We start from the raw sequence: 19,389 nt of genomic DNA, 5'->3' as shown, positions 1-19,389 counted from the left end.
CTTGCTTAGCCTGCGATGGGGCGCACCGCGCGCCGCAGGCTCAATCCTTAAGACCTTGAAACGCCGCCAAAACCCGCTCACGACTGCTGCCCAGGTCCACGATCGGCTGCACGTATGGCGCAGAAAATAAATCCCCGCCGGCCCCCGGTTCATGGACGGCTTTGTCATCGAGCCCCTGTAATTCCGGCAGCCAATGACGGATGAACTGCCCCTGCGGGTCGAAGCGGCGTGACTGGCTCACCGGGTTGAACAGACGGAAATAGGGCACCGCATCGGTCCCGGTGGAGGCGCTCCACTGCCAGCCGCCATTGTTGGCGGCCAGGTCGCCGTCGATCAGGTGCCGCATGAAATGACGCTCGCCCAGGCGCCAGTCGATCAGCAGGTTCTTGCTCAGGAACATCGCCACGACCATGCGCAGGCGATTGTGCATCCAGCCGGTGTGCAGCAATTGGCGCATGGCGGCATCGATGATCGGAAAGCCGGTGCGACCGGTTTTCCAGGCTTCCAGGTCTTCGGGTGAATCACGCCAGGGCAGCGCCTCAGTGTGGGCGCGGAAGGCCCGGTGTCGAGAGACCTGTGGATAACCCACCAGGATGTGTTTGTAGAACTCCCGCCACAGCAGCTCGTTGATCCAGGTTTGTACACCCACGCTGCCGCTGTCCAATTCGCCCTGGTTCCCGCTCAAGGCCGCGTGCAGGCACTGGCGCGGCGAAATCACGCCGGCGGCCAGATACGGCGAGAGCTGGCTAGTGCCGGTCCGGGCGGGCAGGTCCCGCAATTGGAGGTAATCCTCGACCGTCTCATCGATGAAGCGGGTGAGGCGCCGATGGGCTTCGTTTTCTCCGGCTGGCCAGTGCTCGCGCACACTTCGCGGTGGGGGCGGGAAACCGGTAAAGGCCTGAGGGAGGGGATCGCTGGCAATGCGCAGCGGTGCCTGACGTTTCACGGGGGGGGCCAGGCTCGGCAGGCTCAGGTGCAAGTGCTCAAGGCAAGCCCGGCGGAACTGGCCGAACACCTGGAAGTAGTGCCCACTTCGGGTCAGTACCGAGCCTGGGCGTAGCAGCAGTTGGTCCAGGTGGCCATGAGTGAGGATGCCCGCCTGCTCGAGCAGAGCCTGGGTCGCGGCGTCTCGCTGTTGTTCATTGACGCCGTACTCTTCGTTCCAATGCACCGCCTCGATCCGATGTTCTCGGCAGACCTCCAGCACCGCCTGGGGCGCCTGCCGCCAGGTGTCGACGTGGCGGATCAGCAAGGGGATGTTCAGGCGCTCCAGTGATTGGCGCAGGGGCCGGAGGTTGCGCAGCCAGAAGTCGACCTTGCAGGGGGCATCGTCATGGGTTAGCCACTGGCCGGGGCTGGCCAGCCACAGGGCGAGGGTCGGCCCAAGGGCACAGGCTGCGCTCAGGGCGGTGTTGTCTTCGACGCGCAGGTCGCTGCGCAGCCAGATCAGTTGCAAAAGCGTTTCCTCAAAGTGATTGCAGCAGGCGCAGGGCTGCCAGGGGCGTGTCGAACAACTGCAAGCCCTCGACCTCTTCGACCAGGCGCGGGCCGTGCGCGAAGACGGTGCCACCACCGGCCAGCAGCGGGATGTCGATGCCGGTCAACGATGCCTTGAATGAGCGGGTGTCGACGCGGGTGCCCAGGTAGAAAATCACCGCCCGTGGGCGCAAGGCTTGCACCGCGCGGTGCAGGCAGTGGCCGGTGAGCGTTTGCTCGAGCACCTCGACTGCGATCGCGCTGTTGCCGAGCAACCAGGCGCACAGCCAAAGGTGCGGATCGAACGCGCCGTCGCCGCAGGTTGTGATGAGCACGGCGGGGCCGGGCAGCGACAGGCTGTCGTACTGAACCCGCGCGCCCAGCTTGCTACGCAGCCAGGTGTGGAAGAACGCTTGCTCGAGCCGGGCGTTGAAGTAGCTGCGCCAGCGTTGTTCCAGGCTGTCCAGCAGGGGCAGCAGCAATTGCTCGCACAAGGTGAAGGCCGGATACAGTGCCATCGCCTGGTTGAATTGCTGGTCGAGGGCATGATGTGAAAGCGAGGCGATGGCCTCTATCATTGCCTGTTCGCGCAATTGCCAGTCGCCCACCGGGGCAACGCTGGGCGGCCGTTCGAGCAGCTCGCGCACCTGGCCCACCGATGCGCCGCGTTCCAGCCAGCTCAGGATGGCGTGCACCCGCTCGACCTGTTCTGGCGGATAAAGGCGATGGCCTTTGGCGGTGCGCTGGGGTTTGAGCAAGCCATAGCGCCGCTCCCAGGCCCGCAGGGTGATGGGGTTGACGCCCGTGCGTCGTGCCAGTTCGCCGATCGGCAGCAGGATTTCAGAGAGCATTGCGCAGGCCCAGGGGCGCGGGGTGCGGTTGCAGGTAGGCCTGTTGCAGCAGGTAAGGGTCGGGGTGCTTGCGCAGGTGATGCTTGAGCAAGGTCAGGGGCACCACCAATGGCACCATGCCTTGCTGGTACTGGCCGATGAGCTGCTGCAGTTCGGTGCGGTCGCCTCGGCCCAGAACATCTCGCAGGTAACCACTGAGGTGCTGCAAGACGTTGCCATGGGTGCCACGGCTGGCGCGGCGGCGCAGCGCCTGCATCAGCGCGCTGAAGTAGCGGGGGCCGATGACGAGCGGGTCGTCGTCACGGCGCATGCTGCCGAGCATCCTGCCCAGGTCGCGATAGGCCTGGGGGTTGTTGGCCATGAGCAGGTATTTGTAGCGCGAGTGAAAGCGCACCAGGGCTCCGCGGTCCAGGCCCTGCGTCAACAGGCGCTGCCAGTCGGCATAGGCATAGACGCGGTTGATGAAGTTTTCCCGCAGTACTGGGTCGTGCAGGCGGCCTTCCTCTTCCACCGGCAGATCCGGGCGGCGCGCGCAGAATGCGCTGGCGTATGCACCTTGCCCCGGCACGCGGGAGAGCTGGCCGTCGTGCTGATAGACCTTCACCCGCTCCAGGCCGCAGGAAGGCGACTTCTGCATGAAGATATAACCGCACAGGTTATCGAGTGACTCGGCCATCTGCTCGCCATAGGCACGCAGCGGGCCGGACAGGTCAGTGCCGGGGCGCTGGGGGGCTATGACTTCAGGGTGTTCAGGATCGCCAACCAGGCGGATAGCAGCGCGGGGAACGCCTAGCCCGATGGCCACTTCCGGGCATACCGGAGCCCATTCGAAATGCTCTGCGAGTAACTCAAGGCACAGGGGAGAGGCCTTGTGACCGGCGTTGAAGCGCACGGATTGGCCGAGCAGGCAGGCACTGATGCCAATCCGCAGCTTGTCGGTGGGCGAAGTGATGTCCATGGCGTGCCTCCGGAAAACCTGTACGCGAATATGTGTCTTGTACAGGTTTATTCCAGCACACCAAAAAACTTATGCAAACAGTTTTTTTTGTACAGCCCTGCGTATTTCTTTAATCGAGGTGCTCCAGCAGCCGCCTGGCAGCCTCCTGGCCGCTGAGCCAGGCGCCTTCGACACGTCCGGACAGGCACCAGTCGCCGCAGGCATACAACCCTAGGTCGGCATCGGCCAGAGCGCCCCACTCATGGTTGCCGGCCGGACGGGCATACAACCAGCGGTGCGCCAGGGCGAAGGTCGGTGGCGGCACGATGCAGCCGATCAACTCCGCGAACTCGCCCCACAACTGCTCGATCACGTCTTCTTTGGGCAGGTCGATATGTTGCTTGCTCCAATTCGAGGTGGCGTGCAACACCCAGGTGTCGAGTTGTTCGTCGCGTCCGGGCTTGCTGCGGTTGCGGGCTAGCCAGTCGAGCGGGTTGTCCTGTACGAAGCAGCCCTGCATGGGCGTATCGAGAGCGGTCTGGAAGGCTAGGGCGACGGCCCAGGTAGGCTCCATCTGTACGCCTGCGGCCACGGCGGCGAGCTTGGGTGTAGCGGCCAGCAGCGGTGTCGCCTGGGGGGCGGGCACCGCGATCACTACGCGGCTGAAGGGGCCATGGCTGCACCCTTCGGTGTCCTGCAGGTGCCAGTACTGTTTGCCCCGGAAGACCTCGGCGATGCGGCAGCCAAAGTTCACCGTCACGTCCTTGAGCAGGCCGCGGGTGATGGCGCTCATGCGCGGCACGCCGACCCAGCGCGTCTGTTCGTCGGGTGAGGGGGTCAGTTCGCCGTCACGGTAGTTGTATAGCTGGGGCTTCCACTGCTGCGCCCAGCCGGCTTCGACCCATTGATGGACCTGCTCGACGAAACGCCGGTCGCGGGCGGTGAAGTACTGCGCACCCAAGTCCAGTGCGCCCGCTTCGCTGCGTTTGCTGGCCATGCGGCCCCCGCTGCCGTGGCCCTTGTCGAACAAGTGGACCGTCTGCCCGGCTTTTTGCAGGGCCTGGGCGGCGGAAAGGCCGGCGATACCGGCACCGATGATGGCAATAGGTACTGTCATGATGGCCTCTTCGAACCTTGCTGTAAGCAGACTACGCTGTCAGGCAAACCTGTACAATGCACAAAATTTGTATAAGGTTATTCCGCTCGATAGGGCAGGTTGGCCTATGTTTAATCCGAGAGCATCCGGTCTAAAAAGTGCCTTGTCTTAAAAATAGACCACGGCCGCAACTTGCGAGGACACAGCCATGCATATATTGCTGACCGGCGGTACTGGCTTGATCGGCCGGCACCTGTGCCAGTACTGGCGCGGCCAGGGCCATCGCCTGACCGTATGGAGCCGTCGCCCCGAGCAGGTCCCTAAAATCTGCGGCACCGGTGTGCGCGGCATCGCTCGACTGGAAGATTTGGCCGCGGACGACGAGGTCGATGCGGTGATCAATCTGGCCGGCGCACCGATCGCCGACCGTCCCTGGACCGCCTTGCGACGGACCCTGCTATGGGCCAGCCGCATCACCCTCACCGAGCAGCTGCTGGCGTGGCTGGAGAGCCGTGAACAGCGCCCCGAGGTGCTGATATCGGGGTCCGCGGTGGGCTGGTACGGCGACGGTGGCGAGCGGGAACTGACCGAGGCCTCGCCTCCGGTGAAGGAAGATTTCGCCAGCCAGCTGTGCATCGCCTGGGAGGAAACCGCCCAGCGTGCGCAACGGCTGGGCATTCGCGTGGTGCTGGTGCGAACCGGGCTGGTGCTGGCCAGCGACGGCGGCTTTTTGTCGCGCCTGCGCCTGCCGTTCAAGCTGGGGCTGGGCGGGCCTTTGGGGGATGGTCGGCAATGGATGCCTTGGGTCCATATAGAAGACCAGGTCGGCTTGATTGATTTTCTCTTGCAGCACAAGGACACCACCGGTCCCTATAATGCCTGCGCGCCGGAGCCGGTGCGCAACCGCGAATTCGCCAAGCGTCTGGGGCGTGCCCTGCATCGGCCTGCCTTCATGCCGATGCCGGGACTGCTGCTCAGGGCAGGCCTGGGCGAGCTTTCTACGCTGCTGCTTGGCGGACAACGGGCGCGCCCGGTCCGCTTGCTGGCGGCAGGTTTCACATTCCGTTTCAACGATCTGCAATCGGCCCTGGACAATCTCTCCAGCCGCCTCTGACATAGGATGCTGCATGACCGATCACGCCTTGCTACTGGTCAACCTGGGTTCGCCGGCCTCCACCTCGGTGGCCGACGTGCGCCGTTACCTCAACCAGTTCCTCATGGACCCCTACGTGATCGACCTGCCGTGGCCTGTGCGTCGTCTGCTGGTGTCGCTGATCCTGATCAAGCGACCGGAGCAGTCGGCCCACGCCTACGCCTCGATCTGGTGGGACGAGGGCTCGCCCTTGGTGGTCCTGACTCGCCGCTTGCAAGCGGCCATGGCCGAGCATTGGCCCCATGGCCCGGTGGAGATCGCCATGCGCTATGGCCAGCCGGCTTTGCCCGAGGTGTTGGAGCGCCTGGCTGCCAAGGGCGTGCGCAAGGTCACCCTGGCGCCGCTATATCCACAGTTCGCCGACAGCACCGTGACCACGGTGGTGGAGCTGGCCAAGCAGACCATCGCCAGCCAGCAGCTGCCGTTACAGATGCGCGTGCTACAGCCGTTCTATGATCACCCCGACTACATCGATGCCTTGGTCGCCAGCGCCAGGCCTTATCTCGAGCAGGGCTACGATCACCTGCTGCTGAGCTTCCATGGCTTGCCCGAGCGACATTTGAAGAAGCTCGACCCGACCGGCAAGCATGACTTCCAGGCCGCCGATTGCTGCAAGGATGCCGATGCCCAGACCCGTGCGATCTGCTACCGCGGTCAATGCCTGGCCACGGCCAAGGCGTTTGCGCAAAAGATGGGGATTGCCGATGGCAAGTGGTCGGTGTCGTTCCAGTCACGCCTGGGGCGCGCCAAGTGGATCGAGCCCTATACCGAGACGCGTCTGGATGAGCTGGGCAAGGCCGGGGTGAAGAAGCTGCTGGTGATGTGCCCGGCGTTCGTCGCCGATTGCATCGAGACGCTGGAGGAGATTGGTCAGCGCGGCAGCGAGCAGTTCATTGAGGCGGGGGGCAAGGAGTTGGTGCTGGTGCCGTGCCTGAACGATCACCCGCAGTGGGTGAAGGTGCTGGCAGGGATGTGCGAAAAGGCCTGATTTTTCAGGTCACCTGTCCAGGCCTCTTCACGGGTAACCCCGCGAAGAGGCCTGGTCAGGCTGAGGCTGGGCGTCAGGGCAACTGATCGTCCAGTTTCTTGTGCTTCCAGCTGTCATTGCCCGGCAGGATCAGGTTCAGGGCGATGGCCACGATGGCGCACAGGGCGATGCCCTTCAGGCCCCAGTCATCCGGGCCGTCGCCGCTGCCGATCAGTACGCCACCGATACCGAACACCAGGGTCACCGAGACGATCACCAGGTTGCGGGCTTCGGCCAGGTCGATCTTGTGACGGATCATGGTGTTCATGCCCACCGCGGCGATCGAGCCGAACAGCAGACACAGAATGCCTCCCATCACCGGCACCGGAATGCTCTGCAACAGTGCGCCGAACTTGCCGATGAACGCCAGGGTGATGGCAAAGATCGCCGCCCAGGTCATGATCTTCGGGTTGTAGTTCTTGGTCAGCATCACCGCGCCGGTCACTTCGGCGTAGGTGGTGTTGGGCGGGCCGCCGAACAGGCCGGCTGCGGTGGTGGCCAGGCCATCGCCCAGCAGGGTGCGGTGCAGGCCTGGTTTTTTCAGGTAATCGCGCCCGGTCACGCTGCCCACGGCGATGACGCCGCCGATGTGCTCGATCGCCGGAGCCAGGGCCACCGGAACGATGAACAGGATCGCCTGCCAGTTGAATGCCGGCGCGGTGAACTTCGGCAGCTCCAGCCAGGGCGCCGAGGCGATCTTGGCGGTATCGACCACGCCAAAGGCGAACGACAGGCCAAAGCCCACTAGCACGCCGGCGATGATCGGTACCAGACGGAAGATTCCCTTGCCGAACACGGCCACGATGAGTGTGGTCAGCAGGGCCGGCATGGAGATCAACATGGCGGTCTTGTACGGCATCAGCACGCTGCCGTCACCGGCCTTGCCCATGGCCATGTTGGCCGCGATCGGCGCCATGGCCAGGCCGATGGAGATGATCACCGGGCCGATCACTACAGGCGGTAGCATGCGGTCGATGAAACCGGTGCCCTTGATCTTCACCATCAGGCCCATGAAGGTATACACGAAGCCCGCTGCCATCACGCCGCCCATGGTCTCGGCCAGACCGAACTGGCCCTTGGCGAGGATGATCGGGGTGATGAAGGCAAAGCTGGAGGCCAGGAATACAGGGACCTGGCGGCCTGTGACCAGCTGGAACAGCAAGGTGCCGATGCCCGCGGTGAACAGCGCCACGTTGGGGTCGAGGCCGGTGATCAGGGGCATCAGTACCAGCGCGCCGAATGCCACGAAGAGCATCTGCGCGCCCGAGACGACCTGGCGCCAGAGCGGGTCGTTGAAGCCGTCCTGCATGGTCAGGCGTCCTTCTGCTTGGTGCCGAAGATCTTGTCGCCGGCATCACCCAAGCCTGGGACGATGTAGCCGTGTTCGTTCAGGCGCTGGTCGATCGAGGCGGTGTAGATCTGCACATCAGGGTGGGCTTTCTCCACCACGGCGATGCCTTCGGGTGCGGCGACCAGGACCATGGCGCGGATCTCTTTGCAGCCCGCCTTCTTGAGCAGGTCGATGGTGGCGACCATCGAGCCGCCGGTGGCCAGCATCGGGTCGATGATCAGGGCCAGGCGCTGGTTGATGTCCGGCGCGAGCTTTTCCAGGTAGGTATGCGCTTCGAGGGTTTCTTCGTTGCGGGCAACGCCCACGGCGCTCACCTTGGCGCCCGGCACCAGGCTGAGCACACCGTCGAGCATGCCGATGCCGGCGCGCAGGATCGGGACCACGGTGATCTTCTTGCCGGCGATTTTCTCGACCTGCACCTTGCCGCACCAGCCGTCGATCTCGTAGGTCTCCAGCGGCAGGTCCTGGGTGGCTTCATAGGTCAGGAGCGCGCCGACTTCCTGGGCGAGTTCGCGAAAATTCTTGGTGCTGATATCGGCGCGGCGCATCAGGCCGAGCTTGTGGCGGATCAGCGGGTGGCGGATCTCACGAGTAGGCATAGGGGAGGGCTCCGGGAGGCGGGCAAAAAAACGGCGGTAGATTAATCTATTCAGTCCGGCATGTCGTCTGCTCATTCTGGACGTTAGTCCATAAATGCTTGATCTGGGGCGGGCGGATGCGTACCTTTGCCCGCTTTTCCAATTCCGAGCCCCCTGGAGAGCGCCATGTCCGCCGATCTCGAGCATATCCGTCAAGTCATGCGCGAGGCTGACTGCCTGTACACCGAAGCCGAGGTCGAAGCGGCCATCGCCAAGGTCGGCAAGCAGATCTGCCAAGACCTGCACGACAAGAACCCGGTGGTCTTCTGTGTCATGAACGGTGGCCTGATCTTCGCCGGCAAGCTGCTGACTCACCTGCAGTTCCCGCTGGAGGCCTCCTACCTGCACGCCACGCGCTACCGTAACCAAACCAGCGGCGGCGAGTTGTTCTGGAAGGCCAAGCCTGAGATTTCCTTCATCGACCGCGACGTGCTGATCGTCGACGACATCCTCGATGAAGGCCACACCCTCAGCGCCATCATCGATTTCTGCAAGCATGCCGGTGCCCGCTCCGTGCACACCGCCGTGCTGATCGACAAGGACCACGACCGTAAGGCCAGCCCGGACCTGAAGGCCAACTACGCCGGCTTGCCGTGCGTCGATCGCTACATCTTCGGCTATGGCATGGACTACAAAGGCTACTGGCGCAACGCCAACGGCATCTTCGCAGTCAAGGGCCTGTGACCATGCGCCAACCTGCATTCATCGACCGCGCGTTGTTTGCCGAGTTGGCGCAAAAAGCCGCCGACAGCCCCCGTGGCCGGCAACACCATAATTTCCATGAGATGGAAGAACCCTGCCACCGGATGGTTGTCGGTCTGCAGCCCACCACCTACATTCCACCCCACCGCCACCTGAGCGACGACAAGGCCGAGGCGCTGATCGTGCTCAAGGGGCGCCTGGGCCTGCTGATCTTCGACGAGCAGGGTGCGGTGATCGACAAGCGGGTGATGCAGGCCGGCGGCGATTGCCTGGGTGTCGACCTGGCACCGGGTACCTACCACGGGCTGGTAGTGCTTGAAGCCGACAGCATGCTGTTCGAATGCAAGGCCGGGCCTTACCGGCCGGTGGGCGAGGGCGAGCATGCCCATTGGGCGCCGCGTGAGGGCGAGCCGGGCGTGGCCGAATACCATGCCTGGATGCGTGCGCAGTTCGAGTAACGTTCACGGGTAAACCGGGTCCGCAGCGCCTGTTTTACCCGCGAAGACGACACCGCAGAGCAAGGCAGTTGCTCCACGAACCTGCGTGGGGGCGGTTTTCTGCGAAGGGGCGCACAGGCAATCAAAAAGGGCCGCGCCCAGTCAGGCTCCTGAGCCCGCCTCCATGCTAGAGTGCTTCTCCCTGCCAAGGAGCCTCACATGCGTGCGATTCTTCCTTTCCTGCTGGCGGTGAGCCTGCCGCTGTCCGCGGCGCCGCTGCATGGCCAGTTCCTGCCCCCCGATGAGCTGTCCCTGCGCCAAGAGGCTCCGACAGCCCAGCAGTTGCTGCAGGTGACCGACTATTCGGTGGTGACCGGCATCCAGCGCCAGTCCGACCAGCAACCCATCCCGATTACCTCCTCATTGCTGTTACGCCTGAAGGGCAAGCCCCTGAGCAAGGGCGCCACCCTCAGCCAGGTCTTGATCAATTTCGATGGCGAGGGCGGCAAGAGCCTGAAGAAACCGGTCTACGACGAGAAGACCCGAACCCTCACCTTGAGCTATCCGCTGGCCAGCTATCGAGTGATCATGGACCTGCTGCGCAACGAGACGTTGTACGTGCAGTTCCTCACCTACCCCAACGGTCATCTCTGGGCGGATCTGCACACCGGCACCGTACGTACGCGTTGAGACCCGTGGGCCGTGAGGGGTACACTGCCGGCCTTTGAATGCCCATGATGGCCCAGTTGGAGTCGGCAATGCGTAAAGACAAGAAGCAGGTGATTGGTGACGAGATCAGCGACGACTACGTCAAGACGTTCCTCCAGTTCGAGCCGGCCGATGGCGTGACCTCGCCGTCGCTGCACAAACTGGTCAAGGCCTATCGCGGCCTGCGCGTCGACGACTTCGAGCGTTTCGTCGGCTTCTTCGTCGAGGCGGGCCTGGACCTGGACGGCAAGGACGAGCACGGCAAGACCTTTGTCGAGTTGATCGCCGACCAGCGCAATGCGCCTGAGTACATCGAGATCATCAAAAACGCCCGTGGCTGATCGGTAAGCCTGTGCCGGCCTTTCGCGGGTAGACCCGCTCCCACAGGGTTCATCGCAATGCTTGTGGGCGCGGGGTTCCCCGCGAAGAGCACCGCAGATCCAGGCACAAAAAAACGCCCCGAGGGGCGTTTTTTTGTGGGCCGGTATCAAGCGTAGTGCTGGGCCGGGCTGCTGGTGTCTTCCACCATTTCCAGCGCTTCGTCGTTCTGGGCGCTGATCTTGCGGTAGAGCGCGGCATCGGTGGCCAGGACCTTCTCGCGAGCCGGGAAGATCTCCTTGAGCTTGGCAGCCCAGGCACCCTTGGCCTGCTCGGGGAAGCAGCGCTCGATCAGCTCGAGCATGATCGAGACGGTCACCGAAGCGCCTGGTGAGGCGCCGAGCAGGGCTGCCAGGCTGCCGTCCTGTGCCGAGACCAGCTCGGTACCGAATTGCAGGATGCCGCCTTTCTTCGGGTCCTTCTTGATGATCTGCACGCGCTGGCCTGCAACTTCCAGACGCCAGTCCTCGGCTTTGGCTTCAGGGTAGAAGCGGCGCAGGGCCTCCAGGCGTTGTTCCATCGACTGCATCACTTCGCTGACCAGGTATTTGGTCAGGTCCATGTTGTCACGGGCGACGGCCAGCATCGGGCCGATGTTGCCCATGCGTACTGACAGCGGCAGGTCGAGCAGAGAGCCGTGCTTGAGGAACTTGGTGGTGAAGCCTGCATACGGGCCGAACAGCAGCGACTTCTTGCCATCGACCACGCGGGTGTCCAGGTGTGGAACCGACATGGGCGGTGCGCCGACCGCAGCCTGGCTGTAGACCTTGGCCTGGTGCTGCTTGACGATCTCTGGGTTGTCGCAGCGCAGCCACTGGCCGCTGACCGGGAAGCCGCCGAAGCCCTTGCTTTCAGGGATGCCGGAAAGCTGCAGCAACGGCAGGGCCGCGCCGCCAGCGCCGAGGAAGACGAAGCGGGCGTCGACTTCACGGCTGCCGCCGCTGTTGACGTCCTTGATGCTGACGGTCCAGCCGCTGCCGTTGCGGCGCAGGCCGACGACCTTCTTGCTGTACTTGACCTGCGCATCGGCGCAGTTGCCCAGCTGTTTGAGCAGCTTGTTGGTCAGGGCGCCGAAGTTCACGTCGGTACCCTTGAGCACGCGAGTGGCGGCGATGCGCTGGTCGGCCGGGCGGCCCGGCATCATCAGCGGCATCCACTGTTCCATCACGGCCTTGTCTTCGGTGTACTCCATCTCGGTGAAGGCGTGGTGCTGCTTGAGCAGCTCGAAGCGCTTCTTGAGGAAGGAAACGCCCTTGTCACCTTCGACATAGCTCAGGTGAGGGACCGGATTGATGAAGGCACGGGGCGAGCCGAAGCTGCCTTTGCGCACGAGGTAGGCCCAGAACTGGCGGGACACCTCGAACTGGGTATTGATGTGCACGGCCTTTTTGATGTCGATGCTGCCATCGGCGGCCTGAGGCGTGTAGTTCAGCTCGCACAGGCCTGCGTGGCCCGTCCCTGCGTTGTTCCAGGGGTTGGAACTTTCCGCGGCACCGGAGTCCATCGCCTCGACGACCTCCAGCTTGATCGACGGGTCGAGTTCCTTGAGCAGTACGGCCAGGGTGGCACTCATGATGCCCGCGCCTACCAGTACCACATCAACCGATTCGTTCTGCGCCATTAACGCGTCTCCACAATCTACAGCACCTAATTGACAGCATAGGATCCCTGGGTTGGCCAGGATCGCCATGTCCGACTCTTCGCAGTTCTTGCCACTTCCGCGGACCCTGCCAATTCAGTCTTGGTGTTCAGCTATTGAACGCCGCTTGCCACGGGTGCGGCAATTCGACTTATGGTCAAGGTATCCGCCGTGCGGTATGGACCGGCTTCAGTACTTCATCGAGGATGAGCACTTTTGCCGTCTGTTCGAGGCTGTTCGGGACGCATCTGTCGCTTTTGCACATGCCAGACTGTTCATTTTGCTCGCCACACTCTTGTGAAGTTTGAAAAACCCGTTTTTTCACGCTCTTTTGGAACGTGAACCTCAAAAGGGATTGCGCGATGGCAATCCACAGGTTCCTGCAATGCGAAGGCCGGGAACAGCAGGCGCGGCGGATGCAAGACCTGAGTGGAAGGCTCTCTGTGGGCAAAGCGTCGAAAGTGCCGTGGTCAACGGCGATGCGGGGCCCGATCAGGAGACGTCCTTATAATCGGGGGGAGATTATAACGATGTCGCGGGCAGAAAGGTGCGCTTAATGGGCTTTTTATTGCTGCGTTTGTCAGGCTGGCAGGGTGCGTTGCTGCCAGCGGCGGCTTGCATGGGCGCAAACCCGGACGCAGGCCGGTAGCGGCTGGCCAAGTCAGCCCAGCTGGGCTTCGCTGACCTGCACCCAGCCGCTGCTGCTGGGCAGTCGGGTGCAGTATATGAATCCAAGGCAATTGCCCTCGGCATCGAGGCGGACATAGGTGTCCTGGTGGGGGCGGGAGAAAAGCAGATTCCACAGCGAGGTCATGGCGGCGATCCTGTTCGGTCGGTCTGGCAACAGGATGGACGCAAGGCATGAAACTCATGTGACATCTGAAATAAGGAAGCGGATCGGTTACTCGGCTGCTTTTTCTAACAGCTTGCAGCGTGAAGCTTGTCGCTAGGTATACTGTGGGCCTTTGCCGTACTTTCTGGAGAAACGCGCATGTTGCAACGTCTGTTGTTCGGTTTGATCGCGGTGGCCAGCCTGAGCCTGGCCGGTTGTGCCCACAGCCCGCAACAACTCAGCCCGCAACCCAAGCTCACCGCCCAGCTCAATCCGGTCGGCCGTGGCCAGCCGGTCGTGGTCAAGGTGGTCGATGGCCGTGCCTCGCAATCACTGGGCACCCGGGGTGGCATGTACCCTGAAACCAGCACCATCAGCGTCAGTGGCAACGATATCGTGCCCAAGCTGCAGGCCCAGGCCGAGGCCGCGGTACGTCTGCTCGGCTTCACCCCGACGCCCAACGCCTACAATGCACCCCAGTTGACCGTGACCCTGGCCGAGCTCAAGTACCAGTCGCCCAAGGACAAGATGTATGTGACCGAAGCCACCATCGGCGCTACCTTCCGTGCCGATGTGTCCAACGCCAATCGCCGCTACAGCGGTCGCTACGGTGCTTCCCTGGATCAGCGCTTCGGCATGGCACCGAATCAGGAGACCAACACCAAGCTGGTCGGTGACGTGCTCAGCGATGCCCTGACCCGCTTGTTCAAGGACCCGACCATCGGCCAGGTCCTGGGCGAATAAGCGCAGCGCCCTCGATAAAAAAAGCCCGCTGCCGGGTCTTCCGGCAGCGGGCTTTTTATTGCCTGTTGGAGCGTACTCGCGGCCTATGGGAGTGGGTTTATCCGAGAATGTGGTGCTATGGCGCAAGCATGTTGCTCATCATGCGGCCTCAATATGAAAGTCGAGCAGGCTGCGGCCGGTGTACACGTCGACTTCGGGCAGGTCTTGGTGGGCATGGCCGCCCAATGCGCAATAGACCAGCCACTGGTGATCCTGGACATTAATGGCGAAGCCGTCGATCAGCGCTTCTTGTTCATCGCTCTGGGCGACGAGGTAGAGGCGGTCCTGGTTTTCGGCGTGCAACATGACGAGCTCCATCGTAGTAAAAGGCCGACAGGGTGGCCTGTCCAGATGACGAGCGTGTGACAGTGAAATTCAATGACAGTTGGTCGCAAAAACCGAGCAGTTGGGTGGGGCTTGGGTAGAATGCCGGGCTTTGCTGTCGTTCTTTTCCGAGGTTACGCGATGTCCTTGCAAGTGCTCTGGGGATTCCTGGCTGCCCATCCGGCCAAGTTGGTCAACCTGCTGGCCCTGCTGATCACCTGCCCTGGCGGGTTGTTGCTGCAAAGCGCACGGCGGCGCGAAGTGGTGGTGCGGGCAAGTGGTGCGAGCGACGAGGCCGTGGTCGATGCCTTCGACCAGCGGGTGCCGCGCTACTACTACATCCTCGGGTTCTCTTGCCTGGCCATGGCCCTGCTGTTGTCCTGGTTCAGCACCTTGCTCTGAATACCGATTACCCTGTGGGAGCGGGTGACCCGCGAGCCTGGTGCTCGCGGATCAACCGCTGCCACAAAACGGGTGTCAGGCCACGGGACTTCGAGCCTTGACCTGATACTGGTTGCGCACCGGCGTCGCATACTGCTGCACCAGGTATGGCTGGTGTTCCACCGGGCAGGCATTCAGGCGGCGTTGCCATTCTTCCTTGGCCTTGGCCAGTTCTTCTGCGGGGAACAGTTTCTCCGCACTCGGCACCTGCAGGGCCGGGTCTGCTTCACTCCACATGCCATAGGCCAGGTAATGCACCGGGAACAGGCGGTAGCCGCCGAGGATCTGCCGGTCGATTTCCTGCGCCAGTTGCTTGGTGTCCTCGAAGTACTCGGTTACCGGGGCCGCGAAGCTGATATGCACCCGGCCTTTGTAGCCGGTGATGCCCTGGGCGATGCTGTTGTCATCCTCGCCCGGCGCCTTCTTGTAGGTGCCGGTGGTGGCGCGGATGTACAGCTCGCGGGCCTTGGCCAGGTCGCACGGATCGTACTCGTAGCTGATCGACACCGGTGTCAGGTTCAGGCTCTGGATCACGGCGCCGAAGGCTTCGTCCTTGCGGCTCATGTGGAACATCTTGAGGATCGCCGAATCGGTACGGTCGTCGCCGTCCTTGGCCCGTCCTTCGGCCTGGGCGATCCAGATCGAGACGCAGTCGGTGCGGATCGAGTGATTGATGTAGGCCGACAACAGCTGGTAGGCGGCCAGTTTTTCCCGGCGACCGCTCAGCGAGCGATGGACGATGAAGCTCTTGTTCAGGCGCATCATGTCGCTGACGAAGGGCTTTTGCAGCAGGTTGTCGCCAATGGCAATACGTGGCGTCGGCAGGCCGGCGTGGTACACCGCGTAATTGACGAAGGCCGGGTCCATCACGATGTCGCGGTGGTTGGCCAGGAACAGGTAGGCGGTCCCCGACTTGAGCTGTTCGACACCGGAGTAGGTGACACCATCGGTGGCGCGCTCGATGGTCTGGTCGACGTAGTGCTCGACCTTGTCCTGCAGGGTCGAGACGCAGGTGACGCCGGCGAACTCGTTGCGCAGGCGGCGGGCGATCAGTGGCTTGAGCAGCCAGCCGAAGGCGCCGGCCGCCCGCGGGAAGCGGAAGTGGGTGAGGATATCCAGAAATGCCGGGTCGCTGAGCAGGCGTGCCAGGACGGCAGGGACCTCAGCGTCGTCGTACGGTCGGATGGCATCGAATTCGCCCATCATGCTCTCTTGTTGGAAACGGCTAGGGTAATAAGGTAGGGGTGGGGTCCGAAAAAACGGCTCGGACACACGCAGGCCCTGTAAACAGACCGGCAATTATACGCATAAGTCACCGCGGAGGCCGCGATGCTGGAAACCGACTTCTATCGTTGTCCCTATTGTGGTGAAACCGTGGAAACCACGGTGGATATTTCCGGCGGTGACCAGGTGTACACCGAGGACTGTCAGGTGTGTTGCCAGCCTGTGGTGTTCATCTTGCAGGTGCATGGTGACGAATGGATGCTCGATGTCAGACGCGAGGATGATGCCTGATGATGCGGATCTACGAGCCGGAGAGCCTGATGGAGGCACAGTTGCTGGTGGGCATGCTGGCCAGCGAGGGTGTCCAGGTGCATCTGGCCGGGCGTGATCTGGTCGGCGGTGCCGGGGAGTTGCCCATGCACGGGTTGCTCGGTCTGGTGGTACCGGACGAGCAGGCCGGGTACGCACGGCAGTTGATCGATGCGTACAATGCGGCCCTGCCACTTGCCGGCGACGAACCGGAGAGTTTTCCCGGAACCCTGATCTGCTGAGTTTTTATCGCCATGTGTGGACGCTACGCCCTGTTTCGCTGGTCCCCGGCCTTTGCCGCCTTGCCCGGGTACCCCGCCGACCAGCAGGCGCAATGGAACATCGCCCCAGGCGCTTCGGTGCTCATCCAGCGCCAGTTCGATGGCCAGGTCCAGTTGGCCAGGGCCCGCTGGGGACTGACCCCAGCCTGGCTGACCGATCTTTCCCGCACGCCGGCCCAGGCGCGTGCCGAAACCCTGGCGGAGCAGCCGATGTTCCGCGAAGCCTTCCGCCAGAGGCGCTGCCTGATGCCGGCCAATGGTTTCTACGAGTGGCGCGGCACGGTGCGCAAGCGGCCGTACTGGCTGACACCGGGTGAGGGCGCCTCGCTGTTCTTCGCAGCGGTGTGGGAGGCGTATCCGGTGCAGGACGAGGTCTGGCTGAGTTGCGCGGTGGTGACCCAGGCGGCGATGAGCCAACGTCGACCGCTGATTCTCGATGAAGCGGGGCAGGCGGCCTGGCTGGACCCGGAAACGCCGCTGGCGCGGCTGCACGGGCTGTTGGCCAGCCCACCAGCAGCGTTGCGCGAGCGGGCGCTGGCGCATTTCGTCAATGATCCGAAGCTCGATGCGCCGGAGTGCCTGACCCCGGCGTGAACCTCAAGGGGCTGCAAAGCAGCCCCTTGTTCCTCAAACGCGGAACTGGTTGATCAACCGCCGCTGCTGTTCGGCCAGCTTGGTCAGTTCGGCGCTGGCCTGGCTCGACTCGTCGGCACCGCCGGCCACTTCACCGGCCACCTGGCCAATGTTGATGACGTTGCGGTTGATGTCTTCGGCCACGGCGCTCTGTTGCTCGGCAGCGCTGGCGATCTGGGTATTCATGTCATTGATCACCGACACGGCCTGGGTGATGCTCTCCAGCGCTTCGGCGGCACGGGTGGCCTGTTGCACGCTGTCGTCGGTCTTGCCCTGGCTGTCTTCCATGACCTTGACCACTTCGCGGGTGCCTTGCTGCAGTTGCTGGATCATCTGCTGGATTTCTTCGGTGGCCTGCTGGGTCTTCTGCGCCAGGTTGCGCACCTCGTCGGCGACCACGGCAAAGCCCCGGCCTTGCTCGCCCGCGCGGGCCGCTTCGATGGCGGCGTTGAGCGCCAACAGGTTGGTCTGCTCGGCGATGGCGCGGATCGCCACGAGGATCGCGTTGATGTTCTCGCTGTCGCGGGCCAGGGTCTGGACCACATCCACCGCGCGGCCGATCTCGGTGGCCAGCACGCTGATCGAATGGGAGGTCTCGCGCACGATCTGCAAGCCCTGGTTGGCCGCCTGGTCGGCGTTGTTCGCGGCCTGGGCGGCGTGGGTCGCATTGCGCGCCACGTCCTGGGCGGTGGCGGTCATTTCCTGCACGGCGGTGGCCACCTGATCGATCTCGGCCATCTGCTTGTGCACGCCCTGGTTGGTGCGAATGGCGATGTCGGCAGTGTGCTCCGAGGAGTCGCTGACCTTCTGCACCGAGCCCACCACCTGGGTGATCATCGCCTGCAACTTGGCCAGGAAGGTGTTGAAGCCCTTGGCGATCGCGCCCAATTCGTCGGCGCGGTCGCTATGCAGGCGACGGGTCAGATCGCCTTCGCCTTGGGCGATATCATCGAGCATGGCCACCATCTGGCGCAGGGGGCGGGCAATGCCGTGGGCCAGCAGCCAGATCACCAGCAGACCGACGGCGGCGATGCCAAGGCCCATTAGCGTCATACCGGTGATGTCGGTGCGTCGTTGCGCGGCCAGGTCTTTCTGCAGTTGGTTGACGTCGGCCATGACCGTGCTCAGCGGCAGTTCGAGCAGCAGCGTCCAGCGAGCGTCGGTGTTGGCGACGCGGAAGGGCAGGTAGAGTTCGATGCGGTCCTTGGCCTCGTCGACCTCGTAGTGCAGGTCCTCGCCAGTCAGCGACGTCAGCGTGCCCGACTCCTCGGCGTCCAGCACGTCACTGGCTTTTTCGCCGAACTTCGACGGGTCACGGGTATAGGCCACCAGGCGACCGTTGCTCGAGGCCAGGGCCAGTTCGCCGGCGCCGTCGTACAGCTGACGGTCGGCGTTGTTGAGCAGGTCCTGGATGAAGTCCACCGACAGGTCGGCACCGGCCATGCCCTGGAACTGGCCATCGATCATGATGGGGGCGACGAAAGAGGCGAGCATGACGGTCTTGTCGCCCACCTTGTAGGGTGCCGGATCAATCACACAGGGCTTCTTCGACTCTTTCGGGCACAGGTAGTACTCACTGGCGCGTACGCCCGTGGCCAGCACGGTATGGTCGTTCACATCGATCAGCTTGTCTTGGCCGAGGCTGCCGTCACCATTGCGGAACCACCACGGCAGGAAGCGCCCCGTGGCGCTATCGATGCCAACCATGTTGCTGCCGACATAGCGGGCATCGTCATGGTCCAGGGCATTGGGTTCCCAACCGAGGTAGGCGCCGAGCACGGTCGGGTTGACCTCGACGGTGCGCTTGAGTTGGTTGATCAGGGATTGGCGGTCGACACGCATCAACGGTTGGCCATCGGTACCTTGCATGCCGATCATGGCATTGCTGGTGGCCAGGCTACGGGAAATCAGCAGCGGCGCTTCCAGCCCGCGCTGGATCTCGCTCACCTGCGTGCGGGCCAGGGCTCCCAGGCGTTGCTCGATCACGTTTTCAAACTGCTGACGGGTGCGCTCCTGCACCAGCGACTGGGTGCGTTCGCCGGAGTACACGGCGTACAGCACCAGGGCCGCGACAATGCTCAAAACGATGGCGCCCGCCAGGGCAGCCACGGAAAACTGAATCGACTTGAACTTCATGGGGCACCGCGTTCGAGAATGATTGTTTCCCGG

Annotated in this window: 22 protein-coding genes and 2 pseudogenes; 11 read left to right on the top strand and 13 right to left on the bottom strand. The window is 63.2% G+C overall.

Annotation, left to right across the window (positions count from 1 at the left end):
• Window positions 1–40 precede the first annotated feature (40 nt).
• The 4 genes from phrB to ABOA88_RS06320 all read right to left on the bottom strand — a co-directional run bounded on the left by phrB (window position 41) and on the right by ABOA88_RS06320 (window position 4,381).
• Complete coding sequence (gene phrB, locus ABOA88_RS06335; RefSeq protein ID WP_367851357.1) at window positions 41–1,456, bottom strand: deoxyribodipyrimidine photo-lyase; 1,416 nt, start codon at window positions 1,454–1,456, stop codon at window positions 41–43.
• Window positions 1,457–1,466: 10 nt separating this feature from the next.
• On the bottom strand, window positions 1,467–2,327 hold the full coding sequence (locus ABOA88_RS06330; protein ID WP_196169726.1) for a MerR family transcriptional regulator: 861 nt from the start codon (window positions 2,325–2,327) through the stop codon (window positions 1,467–1,469).
• Entirely contained in the window at window positions 2,317–3,285 is a 969-nt protein-coding gene (locus ABOA88_RS06325; RefSeq protein WP_367851358.1) for a YbgA family protein, read from the bottom strand. The genes ABOA88_RS06330 and ABOA88_RS06325 overlap by 11 nt, the downstream gene beginning before the upstream one ends.
• 109 nt (window positions 3,286–3,394) lie before the next feature.
• Window positions 3,395–4,381: an NAD(P)/FAD-dependent oxidoreductase gene (locus ABOA88_RS06320; RefSeq protein WP_367851359.1), complete on the bottom strand. Its 987-nt coding sequence runs from the start codon at window positions 4,379–4,381 to the stop codon at window positions 3,395–3,397.
• A 187-nt stretch (window positions 4,382–4,568) separates the two neighbouring features.
• On the opposite strand from ABOA88_RS06320, the gene ABOA88_RS06315 reads away from it, so the two are divergent.
• Window positions 4,569–5,474, top strand: a complete 906-nt coding sequence (locus ABOA88_RS06315; protein ID WP_367851360.1) for a TIGR01777 family oxidoreductase — start codon at window positions 4,569–4,571, stop codon at window positions 5,472–5,474.
• 13 nt (window positions 5,475–5,487) lie between these two features.
• Window positions 5,488–6,501 carry a ferrochelatase gene (gene hemH, locus ABOA88_RS06310; RefSeq protein ID WP_196169722.1) on the top strand — a complete coding sequence of 338 codons (1,014 nt, stop codon included), beginning with the start codon at window positions 5,488–5,490 and terminating at the stop codon, window positions 6,499–6,501.
• A 73-nt stretch (window positions 6,502–6,574) separates the two neighbouring features.
• Here hemH and ABOA88_RS06305 read toward each other — a convergent pair whose 3' ends face one another.
• Both ABOA88_RS06305 and upp read right to left on the bottom strand, forming a co-directional pair.
• Window positions 6,575–7,849, bottom strand: a complete 1,275-nt coding sequence (locus tag ABOA88_RS06305; RefSeq protein WP_043215312.1) for a uracil-xanthine permease family protein — start codon at window positions 7,847–7,849, stop codon at window positions 6,575–6,577.
• 2 nt (window positions 7,850–7,851) lie between these two features.
• Window positions 7,852–8,490, bottom strand: a complete 639-nt coding sequence (gene upp / locus ABOA88_RS06300) for a uracil phosphoribosyltransferase (RefSeq protein ID WP_028691132.1) — start codon at window positions 8,488–8,490, stop codon at window positions 7,852–7,854.
• A 165-nt stretch (window positions 8,491–8,655) separates the two neighbouring features.
• Between upp and ABOA88_RS06295 the strand changes: the two genes are divergently transcribed.
• The 4 genes from ABOA88_RS06295 (at window position 8,656) to ABOA88_RS06280 (ending at window position 10,717) form a co-directional block, all read left to right on the top strand.
• Window positions 8,656–9,213: a hypoxanthine-guanine phosphoribosyltransferase gene (locus tag ABOA88_RS06295; RefSeq protein ID WP_043215311.1), complete on the top strand. Its 558-nt coding sequence runs from the start codon at window positions 8,656–8,658 to the stop codon at window positions 9,211–9,213.
• A gap of 2 nt (window positions 9,214–9,215) precedes the next feature.
• A complete protein-coding gene (locus tag ABOA88_RS06290) occupies window positions 9,216–9,689 on the top strand; it encodes a WbuC family cupin fold metalloprotein (protein WP_367851361.1) in 474 nt (157 codons plus the stop codon).
• A gap of 198 nt (window positions 9,690–9,887) precedes the next feature.
• Window positions 9,888–10,358 carry a hypothetical protein gene (locus ABOA88_RS06285; RefSeq protein ID WP_196169720.1) on the top strand — a complete coding sequence of 157 codons (471 nt, stop codon included), beginning with the start codon at window positions 9,888–9,890 and terminating at the stop codon, window positions 10,356–10,358.
• Between the two features lie 68 nt (window positions 10,359–10,426).
• Window positions 10,427–10,717, top strand: coding sequence for a PA4642 family protein (locus tag ABOA88_RS06280; protein WP_196169719.1), 291 nt, complete (start codon window positions 10,427–10,429; stop codon window positions 10,715–10,717).
• Between the two features lie 146 nt (window positions 10,718–10,863).
• Here the strand turns inward: ABOA88_RS06280 and mqo are convergent, their stop codons facing one another.
• Window positions 10,864–12,375 carry a malate dehydrogenase (quinone) gene (gene mqo, locus ABOA88_RS06275; RefSeq protein WP_367851362.1) on the bottom strand — a complete coding sequence of 504 codons (1,512 nt, stop codon included), beginning with the start codon at window positions 12,373–12,375 and terminating at the stop codon, window positions 10,864–10,866.
• 679 nt (window positions 12,376–13,054) lie between these two features.
• Window positions 13,055–13,207 carry a hypothetical protein gene (locus tag ABOA88_RS06270; RefSeq protein WP_437437084.1) on the bottom strand — a complete coding sequence of 51 codons (153 nt, stop codon included), beginning with the start codon at window positions 13,205–13,207 and terminating at the stop codon, window positions 13,055–13,057.
• Between the two features lie 177 nt (window positions 13,208–13,384).
• On the opposite strand from ABOA88_RS06270, the gene ABOA88_RS06265 reads away from it, so the two are divergent.
• Complete coding sequence (locus tag ABOA88_RS06265; RefSeq protein WP_196169717.1) at window positions 13,385–13,969, top strand: YajG family lipoprotein; 585 nt, start codon at window positions 13,385–13,387, stop codon at window positions 13,967–13,969.
• A gap of 138 nt (window positions 13,970–14,107) precedes the next feature.
• Here the strand turns inward: ABOA88_RS06265 and ABOA88_RS06260 are convergent, their stop codons facing one another.
• Entirely contained in the window at window positions 14,108–14,314 is a 207-nt protein-coding gene (locus ABOA88_RS06260; protein WP_196169716.1) for a hypothetical protein, read from the bottom strand.
• A gap of 159 nt (window positions 14,315–14,473) precedes the next feature.
• Here ABOA88_RS06260 and ABOA88_RS06255 point away from each other — a divergent pair, with 159 nt between their 5' ends.
• A complete protein-coding gene (locus ABOA88_RS06255; protein WP_196169715.1) occupies window positions 14,474–14,734 on the top strand; it encodes a hypothetical protein in 261 nt (86 codons plus the stop codon).
• A gap of 75 nt (window positions 14,735–14,809) precedes the next feature.
• Here ABOA88_RS06255 and ABOA88_RS06250 read toward each other — a convergent pair whose 3' ends face one another.
• Window positions 14,810–15,979, bottom strand: coding sequence for a 1-acyl-sn-glycerol-3-phosphate acyltransferase (locus tag ABOA88_RS06250; RefSeq protein ID WP_196169714.1), 1,170 nt, complete (start codon window positions 15,977–15,979; stop codon window positions 14,810–14,812).
• A gap of 123 nt (window positions 15,980–16,102) precedes the next feature.
• Between ABOA88_RS06250 and ABOA88_RS06245 the strand changes: the two genes are divergently transcribed.
• The 3 genes from ABOA88_RS06245 to ABOA88_RS06235 are packed head-to-tail and all read left to right on the top strand — an operon-like array spanning window position 16,103 to window position 17,181.
• Complete coding sequence (locus tag ABOA88_RS06245) at window positions 16,103–16,288, top strand: CPXCG motif-containing cysteine-rich protein (protein WP_043213807.1); 186 nt, start codon at window positions 16,103–16,105, stop codon at window positions 16,286–16,288.
• Window positions 16,288–16,548 (top strand): putative signal transducing protein, encoded by a 261-nt coding sequence (locus tag ABOA88_RS06240; protein ID WP_196169713.1) that lies wholly within the window; start codon window positions 16,288–16,290, stop codon window positions 16,546–16,548. The genes ABOA88_RS06245 and ABOA88_RS06240 overlap by 1 nt, the downstream gene beginning before the upstream one ends.
• A gap of 12 nt (window positions 16,549–16,560) precedes the next feature.
• Window positions 16,561–17,181, top strand: a complete 621-nt coding sequence (locus tag ABOA88_RS06235; protein WP_367851363.1) for an SOS response-associated peptidase — start codon at window positions 16,561–16,563, stop codon at window positions 17,179–17,181.
• Window positions 17,182–17,214: 33 nt separating this feature from the next.
• Here the strand turns inward: ABOA88_RS06235 and ABOA88_RS06230 are convergent, their stop codons facing one another.
• The 3 genes and pseudogenes from ABOA88_RS06230 to ABOA88_RS06220 all read right to left on the bottom strand — a co-directional run.
• Window positions 17,215–17,958, bottom strand: a complete 744-nt coding sequence (locus ABOA88_RS06230; protein WP_419183385.1) for a methyl-accepting chemotaxis protein — start codon at window positions 17,956–17,958, stop codon at window positions 17,215–17,217.
• A 111-nt stretch (window positions 17,959–18,069) separates the two neighbouring features.
• Window positions 18,070–18,264 (bottom strand): annotated as a pseudogene (locus tag ABOA88_RS06225) (HAMP domain-containing protein); the annotation flags it as partial.
• A gap of 821 nt (window positions 18,265–19,085) precedes the next feature.
• Window positions 19,086–19,356, bottom strand: a pseudogene (locus ABOA88_RS06220) (methyl-accepting chemotaxis protein); the annotation flags it as partial.
• Window positions 19,357–19,389: the final 33 nt, after the last annotated feature.

This window comes from Pseudomonas sp. PKS, assembly GCF_051913525.1.
GTDB classification, from domain to species: Bacteria; Pseudomonadota; Gammaproteobacteria; order Pseudomonadales; family Pseudomonadaceae; genus Aquipseudomonas; species Aquipseudomonas guariconensis_D.
The sequence above is the reverse complement of the archived record's forward strand: the minus strand, read 5'-3'. Positions and strand labels throughout refer to the sequence as shown.

Bases quoted from the DNA above. Each gene is read 5' to 3' on its own strand.
- ABOA88_RS06260 (WP_196169716.1), bottom strand. From the start codon at position 14,314: ATGTTGCACGCCGAAAACCAGGACCGCCTCTACCTCGTCGCCCAGAGC.
- ABOA88_RS06280 (WP_196169719.1), top strand. From the start codon at position 10,427: ATGCGTAAAGACAAGAAGCAGGTGATTGGTGACGAGATCAGCGACGAC.
- ABOA88_RS06270 (WP_437437084.1), bottom strand. From the start codon at position 13,207: ATGACCTCGCTGTGGAATCTGCTTTTCTCCCGCCCCCACCAGGACACC.
- ABOA88_RS06305 (WP_043215312.1), bottom strand. From the start codon at position 7,849: ATGCAGGACGGCTTCAACGACCCGCTCTGGCGCCAGGTCGTCTCGGGC.
- hemH (WP_196169722.1), top strand. From the start codon at position 5,488: ATGACCGATCACGCCTTGCTACTGGTCAACCTGGGTTCGCCGGCCTCC.
- ABOA88_RS06265 (WP_196169717.1), top strand. From the start codon at position 13,385: ATGTTGCAACGTCTGTTGTTCGGTTTGATCGCGGTGGCCAGCCTGAGC.
- ABOA88_RS06250 (WP_196169714.1), bottom strand. From the start codon at position 15,979: ATGATGGGCGAATTCGATGCCATCCGACCGTACGACGACGCTGAGGTC.
- ABOA88_RS06255 (WP_196169715.1), top strand. From the start codon at position 14,474: ATGTCCTTGCAAGTGCTCTGGGGATTCCTGGCTGCCCATCCGGCCAAG.
- ABOA88_RS06245 (WP_043213807.1), top strand. From the start codon at position 16,103: ATGCTGGAAACCGACTTCTATCGTTGTCCCTATTGTGGTGAAACCGTG.
- ABOA88_RS06295 (WP_043215311.1), top strand. From the start codon at position 8,656: ATGTCCGCCGATCTCGAGCATATCCGTCAAGTCATGCGCGAGGCTGAC.
- ABOA88_RS06230 (WP_419183385.1), bottom strand. From the start codon at position 17,958: ATGGCCGAGATCGATCAGGTGGCCACCGCCGTGCAGGAAATGACCGCC.
- ABOA88_RS06325 (WP_367851358.1), bottom strand. From the start codon at position 3,285: ATGGACATCACTTCGCCCACCGACAAGCTGCGGATTGGCATCAGTGCC.
- ABOA88_RS06285 (WP_196169720.1), top strand. From the start codon at position 9,888: ATGCGTGCGATTCTTCCTTTCCTGCTGGCGGTGAGCCTGCCGCTGTCC.
- ABOA88_RS06315 (WP_367851360.1), top strand. From the start codon at position 4,569: ATGCATATATTGCTGACCGGCGGTACTGGCTTGATCGGCCGGCACCTG.
- ABOA88_RS06320 (WP_367851359.1), bottom strand. From the start codon at position 4,381: ATGACAGTACCTATTGCCATCATCGGTGCCGGTATCGCCGGCCTTTCC.
- mqo (WP_367851362.1), bottom strand. From the start codon at position 12,375: ATGGCGCAGAACGAATCGGTTGATGTGGTACTGGTAGGCGCGGGCATC.
- ABOA88_RS06330 (WP_196169726.1), bottom strand. From the start codon at position 2,327: ATGCTCTCTGAAATCCTGCTGCCGATCGGCGAACTGGCACGACGCACG.
- upp (WP_028691132.1), bottom strand. From the start codon at position 8,490: ATGCCTACTCGTGAGATCCGCCACCCGCTGATCCGCCACAAGCTCGGC.
- ABOA88_RS06240 (WP_196169713.1), top strand. From the start codon at position 16,288: ATGATGCGGATCTACGAGCCGGAGAGCCTGATGGAGGCACAGTTGCTG.
- ABOA88_RS06290 (WP_367851361.1), top strand. From the start codon at position 9,216: ATGCGCCAACCTGCATTCATCGACCGCGCGTTGTTTGCCGAGTTGGCG.
- ABOA88_RS06235 (WP_367851363.1), top strand. From the start codon at position 16,561: ATGTGTGGACGCTACGCCCTGTTTCGCTGGTCCCCGGCCTTTGCCGCC.